Source organism: Sphingomonas sp. P3_C5 (assembly GCF_056402635.1).
Genome location: NZ_JBFUHA010000006.1, coordinates 179,293 through 195,914 on the forward strand (window position 1 = coordinate 179,293; position 16,622 = coordinate 195,914).

13 protein-coding genes and 1 tRNA gene are annotated in these 16,622 nt (G+C 64.3%); 9 read left to right on the top strand and 5 right to left on the bottom strand.

The window, feature by feature from the left end; translation table 11 throughout:
• Nucleotides 1-137 precede the first annotated feature (137 nt).
• Genes AC1DVS_RS16390 through AC1DVS_RS16400 form a run of 3 tightly spaced genes read right to left on the bottom strand, consistent with a single transcriptional unit; the run spans nt 138 to nt 3,083 of the window.
• Complete coding sequence (locus AC1DVS_RS16390; protein ID WP_478024774.1) at nt 138-839, bottom strand: DUF2497 domain-containing protein; 702 nt, start codon at nt 837-839, stop codon at nt 138-140.
• 42 nt (nt 840-881) lie between these two features.
• Nucleotides 882-2,399 carry a TolC family outer membrane protein gene (locus AC1DVS_RS16395; protein ID WP_478024776.1) on the bottom strand — a complete coding sequence of 506 codons (1,518 nt, stop codon included), beginning with the start codon at nt 2,397-2,399 and terminating at the stop codon, nt 882-884.
• A 15-nt stretch (nt 2,400-2,414) separates the two neighbouring features.
• A complete protein-coding gene (locus tag AC1DVS_RS16400; RefSeq protein ID WP_478024778.1) occupies nt 2,415-3,083 on the bottom strand; it encodes a protein-L-isoaspartate O-methyltransferase family protein in 669 nt (222 codons plus the stop codon).
• 558 nt (nt 3,084-3,641) lie between these two features.
• Between AC1DVS_RS16400 and AC1DVS_RS16405 the strand changes: the two genes are divergently transcribed.
• From AC1DVS_RS16405 to AC1DVS_RS16415, 3 genes are all read left to right on the top strand, one after another.
• Nucleotides 3,642-3,715, top strand: a tRNA-Cys gene (locus tag AC1DVS_RS16405).
• A gap of 131 nt (nt 3,716-3,846) precedes the next feature.
• Nucleotides 3,847-4,218 carry a hypothetical protein gene (locus tag AC1DVS_RS16410; RefSeq protein WP_478024780.1) on the top strand — a complete coding sequence of 124 codons (372 nt, stop codon included), beginning with the start codon at nt 3,847-3,849 and terminating at the stop codon, nt 4,216-4,218.
• A gap of 343 nt (nt 4,219-4,561) precedes the next feature.
• Nucleotides 4,562-4,720, top strand: coding sequence for a hypothetical protein (locus AC1DVS_RS16415; protein WP_478024782.1), 159 nt, complete (start codon nt 4,562-4,564; stop codon nt 4,718-4,720).
• A 71-nt stretch (nt 4,721-4,791) separates the two neighbouring features.
• Here AC1DVS_RS16415 and AC1DVS_RS16420 read toward each other — a convergent pair whose 3' ends face one another.
• Nucleotides 4,792-5,529, bottom strand: a complete 738-nt coding sequence (locus AC1DVS_RS16420; protein WP_478024784.1) for a 2OG-Fe(II) oxygenase — start codon at nt 5,527-5,529, stop codon at nt 4,792-4,794.
• A gap of 766 nt (nt 5,530-6,295) precedes the next feature.
• On the opposite strand from AC1DVS_RS16420, the gene AC1DVS_RS16425 reads away from it, so the two are divergent.
• Nucleotides 6,296-7,558, top strand: coding sequence for a hypothetical protein (locus AC1DVS_RS16425; protein ID WP_478024786.1), 1,263 nt, complete (start codon nt 6,296-6,298; stop codon nt 7,556-7,558).
• Nucleotides 7,559-7,569: 11 nt separating this feature from the next.
• The gene (locus AC1DVS_RS16430) at nt 7,570-8,415 is read left to right on the top strand and encodes a FecR family protein (RefSeq protein WP_478024787.1); all 846 of its coding nucleotides are present in this window, start codon (nt 7,570-7,572) and stop codon (nt 8,413-8,415) included.
• A gap of 42 nt (nt 8,416-8,457) precedes the next feature.
• Here AC1DVS_RS16430 and gdhA read toward each other — a convergent pair whose 3' ends face one another.
• Nucleotides 8,458-9,813 (bottom strand): NADP-specific glutamate dehydrogenase, encoded by a 1,356-nt coding sequence (gene gdhA, locus AC1DVS_RS16435; RefSeq protein ID WP_478024789.1) that lies wholly within the window; start codon nt 9,811-9,813, stop codon nt 8,458-8,460.
• 185 nt (nt 9,814-9,998) lie between these two features.
• Here gdhA and AC1DVS_RS16440 point away from each other — a divergent pair, with 185 nt between their 5' ends.
• The 4 genes from AC1DVS_RS16440 (at nt 9,999) to AC1DVS_RS16455 (ending at nt 16,563) form a co-directional block, all read left to right on the top strand.
• On the top strand, nt 9,999-11,639 hold the full coding sequence (locus tag AC1DVS_RS16440; protein ID WP_478024791.1) for an acetolactate synthase large subunit: 1,641 nt from the start codon (nt 9,999-10,001) through the stop codon (nt 11,637-11,639).
• 22 nt (nt 11,640-11,661) lie between these two features.
• Nucleotides 11,662-13,095, top strand: a complete 1,434-nt coding sequence (locus tag AC1DVS_RS16445) for an aldehyde dehydrogenase family protein (RefSeq protein ID WP_478024793.1) — start codon at nt 11,662-11,664, stop codon at nt 13,093-13,095.
• Between the two features lie 115 nt (nt 13,096-13,210).
• Nucleotides 13,211-14,602 (top strand): multiheme c-type cytochrome, encoded by a 1,392-nt coding sequence (locus tag AC1DVS_RS16450; protein ID WP_478024795.1) that lies wholly within the window; start codon nt 13,211-13,213, stop codon nt 14,600-14,602.
• A complete protein-coding gene (locus AC1DVS_RS16455; RefSeq protein WP_478024797.1) occupies nt 14,599-16,563 on the top strand; it encodes a heme-binding protein in 1,965 nt (654 codons plus the stop codon). Before AC1DVS_RS16450 ends, AC1DVS_RS16455 begins: the two co-directional genes overlap by 4 nt.
• Nucleotides 16,564-16,622 lie beyond the last annotated feature (59 nt).

Genomic DNA, 16,622 nt, shown 5'->3' on the forward strand with positions numbered 1-16,622 from the left:
CAGCGCAAGCCGCAATCTCGTGCGAAGGGTTAAAGCGAAACGCACCAGCGGTGAACCACGATGCGCGTTAGCGGCCCCTTCTTGCTGCCTTCCCCAGCCTTCGCTGGGGAAGTAAAGAGGGCTAGTGAAGATCAGATCTAGCGCGCGCCGGTGATCCGGGCGATCTCGCGCGAAACCATGGTTTCGACCATCGCCGGCAAATGGGAATCGAGCCACTCGCGCAGCATCGGCCGGAGCATCTCGCGCACCAGGCCCTCGAGCGAATCGCTGCCCGCAACCTCGGGCTTCACGATCAGCCGCGACAGCGCGTCGAGCGAACCACGACTCGCATCGGCGGTACGCGGCGACAGGATGGTATCGGCGGCGCGGGCCTCGGGGGCCGGCTCAGCAGCAGGTGCCGCCTGGACTGTTTCAGCGACTTCAGCGACCGGCTCAGGCTCAGGCTCAGGCTCCGCTGCGGGCTCGGGGGTGACAGACGGAGTCAGGATCGCCTTCGAAGAAGGGGCGACGCGCTGCCTCAGGATCGACTCCACGGGAGTGGCGAGAGGGCGCGAGAAGGGCGAAGGCAGTTCATCGGCCGGCTGGGCGCCAGCGTTTCGGTCCATGGCGGCGTTTTGGTCCATAGCCACAGGGGCCTCCTCATCCGACGCCCGCACCGGATCGCTCAATTCCAGGATTTCGTCGTGCCCGAAAGCGCCGGGCTGGGCCTGGGGGCTCATGATGCGCGCCGCGCGGCGCGCCCTGCTGGCTGCGGTCGCAGTCTCGCCCTCCTCGGCGATGATGCGTTTGATCGACGAGAGGATATCCTCCATCGACGGTTCAGCGCTGATATCTCCCATCAAAACTACCCCGTAACCCGAAAAACCGTCACCCAGCGATTCTTACTTAACGCCAGTTGCGGGATTCGGGCTGCCCGTGTCAACTACGGGTTCTACAGGAGCATCGAGGATCGGATCGAGCGGCCGTGTGACCTCCGATCCCTGTGCGGGCGTCTTGGCGGTGCTGGTTGCGATCGGCTTCGGATCGGGATCCGAACCGAAATCCCATATCTGGTGGTGTACGCGCTTGTAGTTAATCGTCGGATCGTAGAGCGCGCCGCCATCGAGCCCAAGGTCGCGAGCCTCGGCCTTGCCCATTGCCGCGAGCAGCGCGAAGCCGGCGACATAGGCGTCGCGCTGCGCCGTCACCAGGGTGACCTGCGAGTTGAGCAGTTCCTGCTCGGCGTTGAGGATGTCGAGGATGGTACGATTGCCGACGCTGTTCTCCGCGCGCACGCCTTCGAGCGAAAGCTTGTTGGCATTCACCGCGGTTTCCGAAGAGGCGATCACCTCGAGCGACGATTTCCAGATCGCATAGGCCGAGCGCGCCTGCGAGATCACGCCGCGCTCGGTCTCGGTGACCTGCTCGATCGCCTGGCTGCGTCGCGCCTGGGCCTGACGGACCTGTGCCGCCGGGCGGCCACCCTGAAACAGCGGAACGCTCAGCGAAAGGCCAACCGTTGCCGACGTGCCGGTCTGGCCGACCGGAATCCCGGTTCCCGAGCCGAGCGTGCCGAGATAATTATAGTAATTGCCGCCAACCACGCCGTTCAGCCGCGGCAGGCGCCCGGCCCGGGCGACCTCGATATCGTACCGTGTCGCATCGCGCGATTTCTGGGCGGCGAGCAGCGTCGGGTTGTCGCGCAACGCCACATCGACAGCGCTGTCGGGATCGTTCGGCAGATTGGGCAAGGCCGGCGGTGTCTCAAGCGTGCCGGGCGCATCGCCGACCAGGCGGATGTAATTTTCGCGGCTCGAGATCAGCCGCGCCTGGGCGGATTGCAGCTGGCTGCGCGCCAGCGCGAGTCGCGCTTCCGATTGGGCGACGTCGGTGCGGGTCAGGTCGCCGACCTGGAACCGGTCCCGGCTCGCCTGCAGATTGACTTCGAGCACGTGCACATTCTGCGCGTTGAGCGAGGCGATCGCCTCGTCGCGGATCACGTCCATATAAGCGCCGACCACGGCGGTGAAGAGATCGGCCTCGGTGCCGCGCAGGTTCAGCTCACCTGCCGCGACCCGCGTCTTGGCGGCGTTGACCGAGCCATGCACTGCCCCGAAGGTCAGCAGCGGAATCGACAGGCTGGCCTGGCCGTTGAGCTGCCGGTCGGGCGATGTCAGGCTGTTCGAACCCGGGGCCTTGGCCACCGCTTCGCTATAGCCGCTATTGAGATCGGCCGAAGGCAGGCCGGACGCACGCGCGATCGGCACAGTCTCGTCGATCGCGCGGACATTGGCGCGCTCGGCGCTCAGCGTGGGGTTGGTGTTGTAGGCCTTCACCAACGCGTCGCGCAGCGTTTCCGCGGAAACGGGTGCCGCGATCAGCACTATCGCCGCGCTGCCAAGCAAATGAATCCGTCGCATAGGGTGCGGCATCTTTCAGAAGGTGAAGGTTTTGGGCCGGGCGAACCCCGGCAGTGGAACACAATCGATATCGGCGAAGTCGAGCAGCGCGAAGCCGCCCGCCGTCTTGCGGCCTGATGTCAGCCGGCTGACGCCGCGATCGAGGATGCCGGCGACGGCACGACCACCCGGGCGGATCTGCGCGACCAGCGCCTCCGGCACATGATCGACAGCGCCGTCGATCACCAGCACGTCATAAGGCGCCGCGGCCTCATGCCCCGCTTCGAGCGGCCCCTCGACCAGCGTCACGTTCGAATAATCGGCCAGTGCCTCGCGCGCCAGCGCCGCAAGCGCCGGATCGCTTTCGACCGCGACCACTTCGGCGACCAGCCCGGCAAGCACAGCGGCGGTGTATCCACCGGCGGCCCCGATCAGCAGCACCCGGTCAGCAGGCAGCAGATAGGCCTCAGTCAGCAAGCGGCCGGTCGCCATCGGGAGATTCTGGGAACGGCCGCGGCCGAGCGGCACATCCCTGTCGCAATAGGCGATGGCGCGTACATCGGCGGGCAGGAACGCCTCGCGCGGCACCCGCGCCATGACGGCGACGATGCGCGGATCGCTCACCGCATTGGTGCGCAGCTGGCTTGCCACCATCGCGTGGCGCATCGCTTCGAAGCGAGCTTGATCCATTGCCATCATTTCCATCAGGTTACCTGTCGCACAACTGTTTTAGTGATGCAATACACTTGTTGCATCTGCGCGCTTGTATCGTGCCGCCCCGCCCGCGCCAAGCGAGCCGCATGGCAATTTTATCCGAGTGAAGCAATCCGCGACGCCAGGCACCCCTCGCAGGCGGTGAAATGAGCCTGGCGCCCGCCGAGTTCATCCGAATGTCAGTCGTTTGTCACGTGAAGTGTGCTACGCATCGTCCCAGCATCGGGGGACGGTCGGAATCGAGGCGTACGATGCAAGTCCTGCAACTCCTTCGCTGTGCCATTGGCCATCATGTCAGCTCGCACCGGCGGTCGCAGCTTGTCGACGGCAAAAAGGAAACCGTCTGCCGCCACTGCGGCCACAAGATCGTCCGGGAAGACCTGGCTGAGCGGTTATTCGGGGCCGATGGGCCTTCCGCACCGACCAACCTCACCAAGCTCTGATTGATCCGCCAATCACCCTGTCCGCCCGCCAATGGCGGGCACGACCACGAAAACTGCGCACGCCCGGTTGACCCCACGCCAAAAACCAAGCATTTGCGCCGCCTTCGGCCCGATGGCGGAGTGGTTACGCAGAGGACTGCAAATCCTTGCACCCGAGTTCGATTCTCGGTCGGGCCTCCATTCTCTTGAAATTGCACTCTTTCTGCCCTCTGGCGTAAATCCGATGGCCGCGCCGGCCAGCGGTTTTGCCAAACGCTATCCAGTCCCGGCTAATGTGCTAGCAATGTGGCTGACCACGGACGGAGAAGGCAATGCGTGCTGAATGGCTTCTGGCACTATCCGCAATGCTTCTCACGCCTGATACGCAGACGCTGCACGGGGCGAAAATCACCGGCTATGGCGCGAATCCTGGTGTTGGTTCGGGCGTAATGATGGTCCTGCGATCGGTACAGGTGACCACTGCAGACGGGTCGGGGCGAACGCTCTACTTCATCCACGGAGGCGCAAATGTATTTTTGGGCCGCGGCAAAGGCGAACCCTATCCGGCCATCGGCTCGATCTGCGATTTTTCGACGGTTGCACAGCCCATTTCAGGCAAGGCGCTGGCTGATGGTCCTCCCGATAGTCCGATCGGCAATATCATCACGGATATCCGCTGCGATCGTCCTTCCAGTTCGAATTGAACGCGGCGAATTTGCTGCCCGTAATGGCATCAAACTCCACCGGGGATGAGGCAGCGCACCCATTCGCCCGATCGATCCAGAGCGCCCTCCCCCCCGGCTGGCCCGAAATCGACGCAGCCTGCTCTGGCTGACGCCCCCAATGTGGATATTCAGAGTTGCCAGCGGCCAAACCACGAAGATCGCGCGCCGCAGGCGGCCAATCAGCCAGGAGTCCTTCGATGATGTCAGATCAGGGCTATTGTCAGACCAAATGCACTGCCAATTTCCCAGGCGGTTGGAGCACGACATCGACATATGTCGCGAGGATATGGTATCTGGACCGTCGCAGAGATGGAGCCACACCGTGATCGATCCGAAAGACGAATACGAGTCTGACGAACTGCCCGAAAAGGACGAACTGCCCGAAAAGGATGGGGGCGAAACCGGTCTCGAAGAGTTCAACGCGGAGGATCCCTTTCTGGAGCATCAAGTGCTTTACCGCTCCGGCCAAACTGGCGGATGAGAGGGCGAGCGGCCGCAAGGGCGCGGACGTGGTGAGCTATATCGGGTCTGTTCGGCGCCGGGAGGTCGCGATCAGCTGGCAGCGCTAAACCAGATCGAGTATGTTTGGCGCTTCCAGGCGCGACCGATCTCGCTGATTGGCTCCACCTGATGGATCAAATCGGTCCTGGGCTCGTGAATGACGACCCTGTTGGCGATCGGCGCAAGGCTGCGCGTTACGGCGCCGTGTTCCAGGTGCTGGAACCGGCCACCGAAGCCCTCTCGCCAGCCGCCATCGACATAGAGGAGCATGCAGAGGCGTCGCCGTCCCCCTGCGTCGCTGTGGGCGCGGCAGAAGTCGCCGTGCAGCATCGTCCTCGGCATGTAAGTCATGCGCTCCAGGCGATCGACGCCTGTCATTCCGGTGAGCAGCGACGCGAACTCGGTAGAGGCAAGCAACCGAGTGAAGTCGAGGTTAGCCTGCCAACCCGCGCTGTTCTTTCGACCGGGCGCCGGTCCCCTCATCAGTTGCTCGCACGCCAGCCTGACCTCTTCGGCGGATTCGTTGAACACGGCCTCGGTGACAGCCCGCTCGCCCGTTAGATCCTCCGCTGACGCGCCTTGCATCATCAGCCCGTAGTGGATCGAGAATTGCGCGTCTCTATCGAAGCACTCCTGCAACAGGCGTAGCTTTTCCCGCTTGATGAAATCATCGAGAACAATGGAGGTAAACCTGTCGCTCCGGAACTGATTGCATGACCGTTGCAAAGTTTGGGGATCAAGCCATTCGTCGCAGACCCATGCACCGACAGCTGTTGAATTGGCGCTCATCTTTCTCGCTTGTCACCCCCTCGGATGGAATGACACCTTTTATACGAAGCCGTTCGCAGTTCAAAATACTCCTCGTCGACGTCACCCCTCGCGGATGTGCAGCCGCCGCGATTGACGGCGTTAGGCGAAGCTCCTCAGATCGTATTGCAAACCCAAATGCACCACCGCTTAGCTCCTGGCCAGGTCATCGGCCCCGCGACAGGAGTTGTACAATGTTCTGTACAGATCTGAAATGTCAGTGGACCCTCATGACATTTCCAACAGCCACGGAGACGCCGATCGCTGTCTCCGCCCGCCTGGCCTCAAGCCCTGGCTGTGAGAGCCCCCCGGATAGGTGTGACACAATTCTCCAACAGCGGCGCTCGGTTTTCCGTGCATTCCCCTCCTAATAGGGTCTTCCAGCATCCGAAATCCGCACCGAATTATGTCACACATCCAACATTTCGCCGCGAACGCGCACACGCGATTCAACCCGTGCCTGAAATCGCCCATAGCATGGTCAGAAAGGAAGCTGTGGACGCCTTCCTGCGCGACGCATCCAATGCGGCCGCTGGCCCGTACAAGCCATACGGGCACCGCACGAACGAGACTGGGACGGCATGGTAACGATTGGTCGTTCTTCTGTTTCGCAAGCGTGCTACCAACCGGGCGACCCGCGAGCCGAACCAGTGCGCCGCTCGCAGCGGCACCACCGTCAGGATATGTCATGCACGGTGGCGTCGACTCTCCCGGCATATACGGGGCGGGCACATCGAGGGGGGAATGCATGAGCGGGTATCTTCACGGCAAATGGCTTGTCGCCGCGTCCTGCGCGGCGATGATGGCCATGGCCGGCACATCCGCCTGGGCGCAGGAAGCGCCGGGTGCCGATATCGACCAGCTGATCGACGCGTCGTCGAGCCCGGACGGCGCGGTGACTCTGGCGCGCAGCCAGGCCGGCCAGGGCGACCTGACCGGCGCCGCTGCCACGCTCGAGCGCGCCCTGCTCGATGCGCCGCCGCAGCGCGTCGTGGCGGCTCGGCTCTATTACATCGCCATCCTGTGCCAGCTCGACGACCATGGCCGCGCCAGGATCGAGACTGCACGGCTCCGCGGCCTTGAGGTCAGCGATGCCGCCTGGAGCGAAGTACGGGCTGCGTGCGGACCAATCGAGCTGCCGGCGGGAAGTGCTGCGGGCTCCAACGGTGTGAGCGGCGAGGTCGCCATGGGCATCGCCTATGACGGCAACAGCTATGGCGCGCTGCTGACTCAGTTCGATCTCGGCCTCCCCGCAATCCGCAAGGGCGGGTTCGCCTATATCGCCTCGGCGCAGGTCAATGGTCGCAGCACCACCGGCAACGGCTTTGTCTATGGCGGGCTGAGCGCGCTCACCAAGGACAGCATCTCGGGGCCGAGCCTCGACTATCAGCTCGCCACGCTTCGCTTCGGCTATGGCCAGCAGCTCGGCAATGTCGAACTTTCGGCCGGGCCGGTGGCTCGCTATGCACGCATCAACGGCGACAGCTTTTTCGGCGAATATGGCGGCCAGGCGGAGATCGCCTTTGCCGGCGAGGGCAGCCGCATCGCGTTCCGCGGAGAGGTGGTCCATCAGGATTATGCCGGCTCCACGCCCGCCTTCTCCCGCGACGGCACACGGTTCGATCTCGCGCTCGATTATCAGGGCCAGCCCAGCGCCGGGCTGAACTGGGTCCTCGGCGCCGGTTTCGAGAACAAGACCGCCGTGACGCGCCAGCTCGGCTACACAGGCGGGCGAGCCTATGCCGCGGTCCGCGTCCCGATCGACACGCGTGGCAGCTATGCCGGCCTGTCCACGACGATCCGGCATCTCGCCTATCGCGCCGACCTGCTCGGCAAGCATCAGATCGAGACCCGCTATTTCGCCCGCGCCGCCATCGGCACGCCGATCGCGGCCGGCTTCGATGTCGAGGCGGCGGTCAGCTACACGCGGCGCGACTATAACCAGTCGAGCCATTTGCTGGATTATGACAATGTCGGCGGCGAGCTTCGTCTCGTCTGGCACTTCGGTTGAGGAACGGACAGATGACAAACCACTTCATCATCCCAGCCGCGGCACTGCTCGCGGTCGCGGTTTCCCCGGCTTCGGCGCAGACGGTCGGCGTCAACGCGGCGGTCGTCAACGACGTCCGCATGACGACCCAGGCCAATCCGGCGGTCCACAAGGCAGTGGTCAAGGAGCGCGTCTCGCTCGGCAACGACATCGTCACCGGCCGCGCGAGCGTGCTTCAGGTGCTGCTGCTAGACCACACCAGCTTCACCGTCGGCGGCAATGCGCGGATCAAGGTCGACCGGTTCGTCTATGATCCCAATCGTAGCGCGAGTTCGGTCGGGCTGTCAGTGACGAAGGGCGCGTTCCGCTTCATCTCGGGCAAGCCGCTTCACGCCAATCCGGGCCAGTCGGCGATCCGCACCCCGATCGTCTCGATCGGCATCCGCGGCACGATCGTCGAAGGCGCGGTCGGCGCCGATGCGATCCGCATCGCCCGGGGCGAGGCAGCCATCCCGCAGAGCTTCACCGCCGATCCCGAAAACGCCTCGCTGATCTTCCTGCGCGGCCCCGGCGCCAACACTCAGGGCGGCGAACAGCCAGGTGCGATCGACGTGACGTCGGGGCTCATCACGATCTCCGTCACCGGCTCGGGCAAGGCTATGTTCGCACCTGGGCCGGGCCAGCCGTTGATCGGGCCGTTCGCGCTCTCGGCGGCGGGCTCAGCCGCACTGTCCGATTTGTTGCGCAAACCCCGCCGCGGCGGCGCACCCGCTGACTCACCCCTCGCCCAGAACCCCGTCGTCGACCTGTTCTTCCAGGGCAGGACCGAGGCCCCGGACGGCCAGGGGCAAGGCGGCGGCGACCCCGCGCACCCCTGATCACGCGAAGCGGGGCAGCCATGCAGCGGCCCCGCTCGCTGATCACACCACGCCGAACGCCAGCATTGCATCCGCCACCTTCTTGAAACCAGCGATGTTCGCGCCCTTCACATAGTCGACATAGCCATCATCGGTCCGGCCATAAGCGACGCAGCGATCATGGATGCCCGCCATGATATCAAGCAGCAGCTGTTGCAGCTCGGCCTCCTTCCAGGCGCGGCGCTCGCTGTTCTGGCTCATCTCGAGCCCCGACACGGCAACGCCGCCCGCATTGGCCGCCTTGCCCGGCGCGAACAGGATCTTCGCTTCCTTGAAGATGTGCACGCCTTCGAGATTGGTCGGCATGTTGGCACCCTCGGCGACCGCGATGCATCCACCCGCGATCAGCGCCCGCGCATCCATGCCGAGCAGCTCATTCTGGGTGGCGCAGGGCAAGGCGACATCGCAGTGAACGCCCCATGGCGTCATGCCGGCATGGAAGGTCGCGCCCTTGAATTCATTGGCGTAATCCGAGATGCGACCGCGCCGTTTCGTCTTGTGCGCCTTCACCCAGTCGATCTTCTCCTGGTCGATACCGTCGGGATCATGGATGAAGCCCTCGCTGTCCGAAAGCGTCAGCACCTTGCCGCCGAGCTGAACTATCTTCTCAGCGGCATGGGTCGCGACATTGCCCGATCCGGAGATCACCGCCGTCTTGCCCTCGAGGTCAGTGCCTTTGGTCTTGAGCATGTTCTGGAGGAAATAGACCGCGCCATAGCCAGTCGCCTCGGTGCGGATCAGCGACCCGCCATATTCGAGGCCCTTGCCGGTCAACACGCCGGTGAACTGGTTGGTGATCCGCTTGTACTGGCCGAACATATAACCGATCTCACGCCCGCCCACGCCGATATCACCAGCGGGCACGTCAACGTCAGCGCCGACATGGCGGTAAAGCTCGGTCATGAAGCTCTGGCAGAACCGCATCACCTCGTGATCGCTCTTGCCCTTGGGGTTGAAGTTCGACCCGCCTTTGCCGCCGCCCATCGGCAGCCCGGTCAGCGCGTTCTTGAAGGTCTGCTCGAAGGCGAGGAATTTGAGCACGCTCTCGGTGACCGAGGGGTGGAAGCGGATGCCGCCCTTATAGGGGCCGATCGCATTGTTGTTCTGCACCCGCCAGCCACGCTGGACGCGGATGTTTCTGTTGTCGTCCTCCCAGCAGACGCGGAACGAGATGATCCGGTCGGGCTCGGCGATGCGGCGCAGGATCTGATAGTGGTGATATTCTTCCTTATCTGCGATGAACTCGTAGATATCCTGCGCTACCTCCTGAACTGCCTGAACAAATTCGGATTGTCCGGGATTGCGCTTTTTCACGCCCTCCATGAATGTCGCCAAGTCGACATGGTCGGTCATTGCCATTTTATGGTCCTCTCCAGATCGCCGTTTCAACGCAGACTGGTGCGACCTGCCGCTTCGAGTCGCGACTTTCTATTGGCGGCAGAATACACTATTTCACGAGAACAAGTCGTCCGGCAGAGTCGGCTCTGGCCAGGTCGCTTTCTGATGTTCCAACCGGCAGTTCCAGCGACAGGGGGAAACGAGCGATGAAAGCCTCGGACGTCTTCATCAAATGCCTCGAACAGGAAGGCGTCGAATATGTCTTCGGCGTGCCCGGCGAGGAGAATCTCGATTTCCTCGACAGCCTGTCGCGCTCCTCAATCAAGCTGATCCTGACCCGGCACGAACAAGGCGCGGGGTTCATGGCGGCAACCTATGGCCGCCACACCGGAAAGACCGGCGTGTGCCTGGCTACGCTCGGACCGGGTGCGACGAACCTCGTTACCGCCGCCGCCTATGCAACCCTTGGCGGCATGCCGATCCTCATGGTGACCGGCCAGAAGCCGATCAAGAAATCCAAACAGGGTCGGTTCCAGATCCTCGACGTCGTCGCGATGATGGGGCCGATCACCAAATATACCCGACAGCTCGCCAGCGCCGACAATATCCCGAGCCGGGTCCGCGAATGCTTCCGCCTTGCCGAGGAGGAGAAGCCCGGCGCCACGCATCTCGAATTCCCCGAGGATGTGGCTGACGAGCAGACCGACATGCTGCCGATCAAGGCAAGCCTGTGCCGCCGCCCCTCGGCCGATCCGAAGGCGGTGCGCGCTGCGGTCCAGCGCCTGGAGGCGGCGAAAGCGCCGGTGCTGGTGATTGGTGCCGGCGCAAACCGCAAAATGACTGGCAGGATGCTCCTGCAGTTTGTTGAAAAAACGGGTATTCCTTTCGTCACTACGCAACTCGGCAAGGGTGTGATCGACGAGAAACACCCGAAGTTCCTCGGCTGCGCCGCGCTCTCGGCCGGAGATTTCGTCCACCGCGCGATCGAGTCGGCTGACCTGATCGTCAATATCGGCCATGACGTCATCGAGAAGCCGCCCTTCTTCATGAAGCCCGGCGGCGCCGAGGTCATCCATGTCTCGAGCCGCTCGGCCGAGGTCGATCCGGTCTATTTCCCCGGCATCGAGGTGATCGGCGATATCGCCAACGCCATCTGGCAGATGAAGGAGGATATCGTCCCCTCCGCCGGCTGGTCGTTCGACGCCATGCACAAGGCGCGGGCGGCTGAGGTGGCGCATACCGCCTCGCTCGATGGCGATCAGCGCTTCCCGATCTTCCCGGCCAACCTGGTGCGCGAGGTGCGCGCGGCAATGCCGAGCGACGGGATCATCGCGCTCGACAATGGCGTCTACAAGATCTGGTTCGCCCGCAATTACCCTGCACGCCAACAGAATACCGTGCTGCTCGACAATGCGCTGGCGACGATGGGCGCCGGCCTGCCCTCGGCCATGGCGTCAGCGATGGTCTATCCAGATCGCAAGGTGATGGCGATCTGCGGCGATGGCGGCTTCATGATGAACAGCCAGGAGATGGAGACGGCAGTTCGGCTGAAGCTCAATATCACCGTGCTGATCCTCAATGACGGCAGCTACGGCATGATCCGCTGGAAACAGGCCAATATGGGCTTTGCCGATTTCGGACTGACTTATGGCAATCCGGATTTCGTCAAATACGCCGAAGCCTATGGCGCGTTCGGGCACCGGGTGGAGAGCGCGGCGCATCTGCCGGACCTGCTCCGCCAGACGCTCAACTCACCCGGGGTGCATCTGATCGATTGCCCGGTCGATTATGGCGACAACGACCGAATCCTGAACCACGAGATCAAGGAACTGAGCGCGGCGGTATGACTGTGGCTCGGAAGGATTCCTCATGACCCAACTCAAACCAATTTATCCGCTCTATCTCAACAACAAAGCGGAACAACCTAACACTGATCTCGAAGTCACCGACAAGTTCACTGGCGAAGTCGCCTTCCGCGTCGCCCAGGCTGACGCTGCAACGATCAACGAAGGGATCGCCGGCGCAGTCCGTGCCGCGGGGCCAATGGCGCGCATGGCCAGCTACGAACGCCAGGCAGTGCTCCAGCACTGCGTCGACCGCTTCAAGCAGCGTTTCGACGAACTCGCCTATGCGCTGTGCGTCGAGGCGGGGAAGCCGATCAAGGACAGCGAGGGCGAGGTCGGCCGGCTGATCGACACCTTCCGCATCGCCGCCGAGGAATCGGTGCGGATGACGGGCGAAGTCCAGCCGCTCGATATCGCCCCTCGCGCAAAGGGCTATCAGGGCATCTGGAAGCGCGTGCCGATCGGCCCCTGCTCCTTCATCTCGCCCTTCAACTTCCCGCTCAACCTCGCCGCCCACAAGATCGCGCCCGCACTCGCGGTCGGCTGCCCTTTCGTGATGAAGCCCGCCAGCCGCACCCCGCTCGGCGCAATCATCATCGGCGAAGTGCTTGCCGAAACCGACTTGCCCGAGGGCGCCTTCTCGATCCTCCCCGCCCACCGCGAGGGCGCTGATCTGTTCACTGAGGATGAGCGCCTCAAGCTGCTCAGCTTCACCGGCTCACCGGGTGTCGGCTGGGACCTCAAGGCCAGGGCCGGCAAGAAGAAGGTCGTACTCGAGCTTGGCGGCAATGCCGCGGTTATCGTCGATCAGGATGCCGATCTCGACGACGCGCTGGAGCGGATCATCTTCGGGGCCTTCTACCAGTCGGGCCAGAGCTGCATCGGCGTTCAGCGGATCATCATCCACGAGGCGGTGTATGATCGCTTCCGCGACATGCTCGTCGCGCGGACGAAGACACTGGTCGCGGGCGACCCCAAGAACCGCAACACCTTCATCGGCCCGATGATCTCCGAAGGCGAGGCGCGGCGGCTCGACGGCTGGATCCAGCAGGCGGTTTCGGGCGGTTCGACCCTGCTCTGCGGCGGCAAGCGTGATGGCGCGATGCTCGAGGCGACCCTGCTCGACCAGGTCGACCGATCGTCGGCCGTCTATCGCGAAGAAGCCTTTGGCCCGGTTGCCTTGCTGAGCAAATTCAGCGACTTCAACGCAGCGCTTGAGGAAGTGAATGACAGCAAGTTCGGGCTGCAGGCAGGCATCTTCACCCGCGATCTGTTCAAGATGTTCGATGCATGGGACCGGCTCGAGGTCGGCGGCGTGGTGATCAACGATGTGCCGAGCTACCGGGTCGACAATATGCCCTATGGTGGCGTCAAGGATTCCGGCCTGGGCCGGGAGGGCATACGCTTTGCGATGGAAGACATGACCGAAATCCGCAATCTGGTGATCCGGCGACGCTAGGCCGATACCGGCTTCATACCAGCTTCGTATCTGTCCTATACGCAGACAGGTTTGGCACTATTCGGACGGAGCTCTTTCGGGCACAATCCGCCGACGCCGTAAGGGGATAAGCTGCATGCCAGCGGGGGGCCGCACCGACGGATCGAGGGTCCGCAAGATTGCGGCGGGCCTCGGCGTGCTGTTGCTGCTGGCGCTCGCCCTGATCGCCGGCCCGACCGCGCTCCGCGCCGACCCGGCGCCGCGCTCCGGCGGCTTTGAGGGCGTCGCCAGCTGCGCCGGCACGACCTGCCACGGCCGGATGGAAGCCGACGGTGCTGTGGTGCGCCAGGACGAACTGATGCGCTGGCAGGAGGCCTCCACACCGGGCGGAGCGCACAGCCGCGCCTTCACTGTCCTCTCCTATGCCCGTGCCCGACAGATCACCGCGACGCTTGGTCTTGGCGATCCGACCAGCGCACCAGCCTGTCTCGGCTGCCACACCACCCCCACCGGCGGGCAGACCGGCGCCCGCTTCCTCGCCACTGACGGGGTCGGCTGCGAGGCGTGCCACGGCGCTGCTTCGAGCTGGATTGCCTCGCACTATACCGTAGGCGCGAGCCATGCCGCCAACGTCGCGCACGGCATGACGCCACTTGATCGCCCGGCAGCCCGCGCGGCGGTGTGTCTCGATTGCCATTTCGGCAGCAACAAGCCTGGCCAGTTCGTCACCCACCGGATGATGGCTGCCGGCCATCCGCGCATCTCGTTCGAGCTCGACCTGTTCTCGACGCTCCAGCAGCATCATGACGAGGACGCCGATTACATCCAGCGCAAGGGCCGCACTGACAGCGTGCGGATGTGGGCCGTCGGCCAGGCAATGGCGGTCAACCGCATGCTGACGCTCTATGGTACGCCGAGGGGCACTGAGGGCGCCTTCCCCGAATTCTACTTTTTCGACTGCCATAGCTGCCACCGTCGCATTTATGACGGCGAGGACCGCACCCGGACCTGGGAGAGCAATCCCGGCCGGCCGATCCCCGCTGGCATGCCGCCCTTCAACGACGAGAACATGATCCTGCTCGCCGCCGCCGCCAAGGTGGCCGCACCGGGCATGGCAGCCCGTCTCGACAGCGACAGCCGTGCCTTCCACGCGGCGCTGGCGCGCGATCGTGGGGCTGCGGTGGCGGCCGGCGGCCGACTTGCCGCGACCGCGACGGCGCTGGCCTCGGCGCTGTCCGCGACGAATGGCAATGGCGACACCGCCTTTGCGATGGTCGATAGCATCGCCGGCCCTGCCCTCACGCCGCGCTTCACCGATTATGAGGGCTCGGTGCAGGGCGTGATGGCGATCGACACCTTGCTCAACGCGCTGGTGAAGGAGAAGCGGATCACGATCGGCGCCGCCGCCGGCATCCGCTCCAACATCAACCGTGCTTATGCGGCGGTGAAGGAACCGAACGGCTATCGCCCCGCCGATTTCCGCGCCTCGCTTGGCGAAGCAGTGCGCAGCATCCGGGCATTACGATGAGCAGCGTACGGCGTCTCACCGGGTTGCTGGCGGGCAGCGCTCTGATCCTTGCCGGGTGCAGCGGCGGCGGCTCGGGCGGGGGCAGCACGCCCACTCCTACCCCAGCGCCCGCACCGGGACCGACGACGCTCTACGCCGTCCCTGCCGCTGAATCGCTCAGTATAGCCGATGTCCAGTCCGTCATCGCCCGCGCCGCTGCGGAGGCGACCGCCCGGCACCTCCCGGCGGTGATCGCGGTCGTCGACCGGGTCGGCAATGTGCTGGCGGTGTTCCGGATGACCGGTGCCGCCGCGAACGCGACGACCTCGCCTGCTCCGAACGGCGCCAATATCGATGCGCAGAACCTCACCTTCCCAGCCGAGGCGGGCGCGATCGCCAAGGCGGTGACCGGCGCGTACCTCTCCAGCGGCGGCAATGCCTTCTCCACGCGCACGGCGAGCATGATCGTCCAGCCGCATTTCCCGCCAGCACCCTCGACGGCAGGGCTCGAAAGCGGGCCGCTGTTCGGGGTGCAGTTCAGCCAGCTGCCCTGCTCCGACCTCGCATCGCGCTATGTCGGGAGCGGCGCGACTGCGCTGATCGGCCCGAAACGCTCGCCGCTCGGCCTCGCCGCTGATCCGGGTGGCTTTCCGCTGTACAAGAACGGCGTGGTCGTCGGCGGCATCGGCGTGATGGCTGACGGCGTTTACGGCTTCGATCCCAATGTCCTCGATACTGACAACGACCCCGAGGAGGCAATTGCGCTGGCCGGCACGGTCGGGTTCGAGGCGCCGACCAGTGTCCGCGCCGACCGGATCTATGTCGACGGTACGCAGCTCCGCTATTCCGACGCGGCTTATACCGGGCTCCTCGCCACCGGCACGCCGGGCTATGCGGCGACTGACCCGGCGCTTGGCAGCCTCATCACGGTGCGGGGCTATTTCTCGCCCGCGGCCATCCTTGCCGGCACTGCCTATGGCAGCGAGGCTTCGGGCATCCGTGCCTCGACAGCGGCCGAATTCTCCAATCGCGACGCCTTCGTCCTGACCAACGGATCGGCGACCGACCGCTTCCCGATCCGTGCCGGCACTGACGGCGCCGATATCACGCAGCCGCTCACCGCAGCCGAGGTCACCGCGATCCTCGAAGAGGCGTTCCGGGTGATGAGCCGCGCCCGCGCCCAAATCCGCCAGCCGCTCGACAGCCGGGCGCAGGTCAGTATCTCGATGGTCGACACACGGGGTGCCGTGCTCGGCATTGTCCGCTCGCCCGATGCGCCGATCTTCGGCACTGACGTGTCGCTGCAAAAGGCGCGCACCGCCGCCTTCTTCTCGAGCAGCCACGCCGCGACGCAACTGACTGGCGATCCGAGCGCGGACGTGCGAAGCTTCGTGCCAGCCGCGCGCACCTTCCTGCACGATCCAACCGCCCTCACCGGCGCTTTCGCCTTTGCCGATCGCTCCGGCGGCAATCTCTCGCGGCCCTATTTCCCCGATGGCGAGATCGGGCGGTCCAATGGACCATTCTCGCGCCCGATCGCTCAGTTCAATCCCTTCTCCACCGGCCTGCAATCGGCGCTGGTCCTGAGCAATCTCGGCCAGCATCTAGGCTTTGTGACGGGCGCGAGCCCAACCGATACGCCAGCCCGCTGCACCTTCATTCCCGATGCAGCGGCCGGGCAGAACCGGCTGCAGAACGGCATCCAGATCTTTCCCGGATCGGTGCCAGTCTATCGCGGCAATGTGCTGGTCGGCGGGATCGGGGTGTCGGGCGACGGCATAGACCAGGACGACATGATCAGCTTTCTCGGGCTGAACAATGGCGGCATTCGCGTCGGCGGCGTCGGCAATGCGCCACTCGCGATGCGTGCCGACCAGATCGTCGTCGATCTGGGCGATGCGAAGGTGCGGCTGCGCTATATCAACTGCCCCTTCGCGCCGTTCCTCGATACGAGCGACCAGAATGTTTGTGCGGGGCTTTAGGGCTGTGGCCCGACACCCCCATCCCTCGCCGTCATGCCGGGCTTGTTCCGGCATCCATC

What these genes read in the sequence shown, in the direction of transcription:
- AC1DVS_RS16390 (WP_478024774.1), bottom strand. Translation starts at nt 839, where the DNA reads ATGGGAGATATCAGCGCTGAACCGTCGATGGAGGATATCCTCTCGTCG.
- AC1DVS_RS16395 (WP_478024776.1), bottom strand. Translation starts at nt 2,399, where the DNA reads ATGCGACGGATTCATTTGCTTGGCAGCGCGGCGATAGTGCTGATCGCG.
- AC1DVS_RS16400 (WP_478024778.1), bottom strand. Translation starts at nt 3,083, where the DNA reads ATGGAAATGATGGCAATGGATCAAGCTCGCTTCGAAGCGATGCGCCAC.
- AC1DVS_RS16410 (WP_478024780.1), top strand. Translation starts at nt 3,847, where the DNA reads ATGCGTGCTGAATGGCTTCTGGCACTATCCGCAATGCTTCTCACGCCT.
- AC1DVS_RS16420 (WP_478024784.1), bottom strand. Translation starts at nt 5,529, where the DNA reads ATGAGCGCCAATTCAACAGCTGTCGGTGCATGGGTCTGCGACGAATGG.
- AC1DVS_RS16425 (WP_478024786.1), top strand. Translation starts at nt 6,296, where the DNA reads ATGAGCGGGTATCTTCACGGCAAATGGCTTGTCGCCGCGTCCTGCGCG.
- AC1DVS_RS16430 (WP_478024787.1), top strand. Translation starts at nt 7,570, where the DNA reads ATGACAAACCACTTCATCATCCCAGCCGCGGCACTGCTCGCGGTCGCG.
- gdhA (WP_478024789.1), bottom strand. Translation starts at nt 9,813, where the DNA reads ATGGCAATGACCGACCATGTCGACTTGGCGACATTCATGGAGGGCGTG.
- AC1DVS_RS16440 (WP_478024791.1), top strand. Translation starts at nt 9,999, where the DNA reads ATGAAAGCCTCGGACGTCTTCATCAAATGCCTCGAACAGGAAGGCGTC.
- AC1DVS_RS16445 (WP_478024793.1), top strand. Translation starts at nt 11,662, where the DNA reads ATGACCCAACTCAAACCAATTTATCCGCTCTATCTCAACAACAAAGCG.
- AC1DVS_RS16450 (WP_478024795.1), top strand. Translation starts at nt 13,211, where the DNA reads ATGCCAGCGGGGGGCCGCACCGACGGATCGAGGGTCCGCAAGATTGCG.
- AC1DVS_RS16455 (WP_478024797.1), top strand. Translation starts at nt 14,599, where the DNA reads ATGAGCAGCGTACGGCGTCTCACCGGGTTGCTGGCGGGCAGCGCTCTG.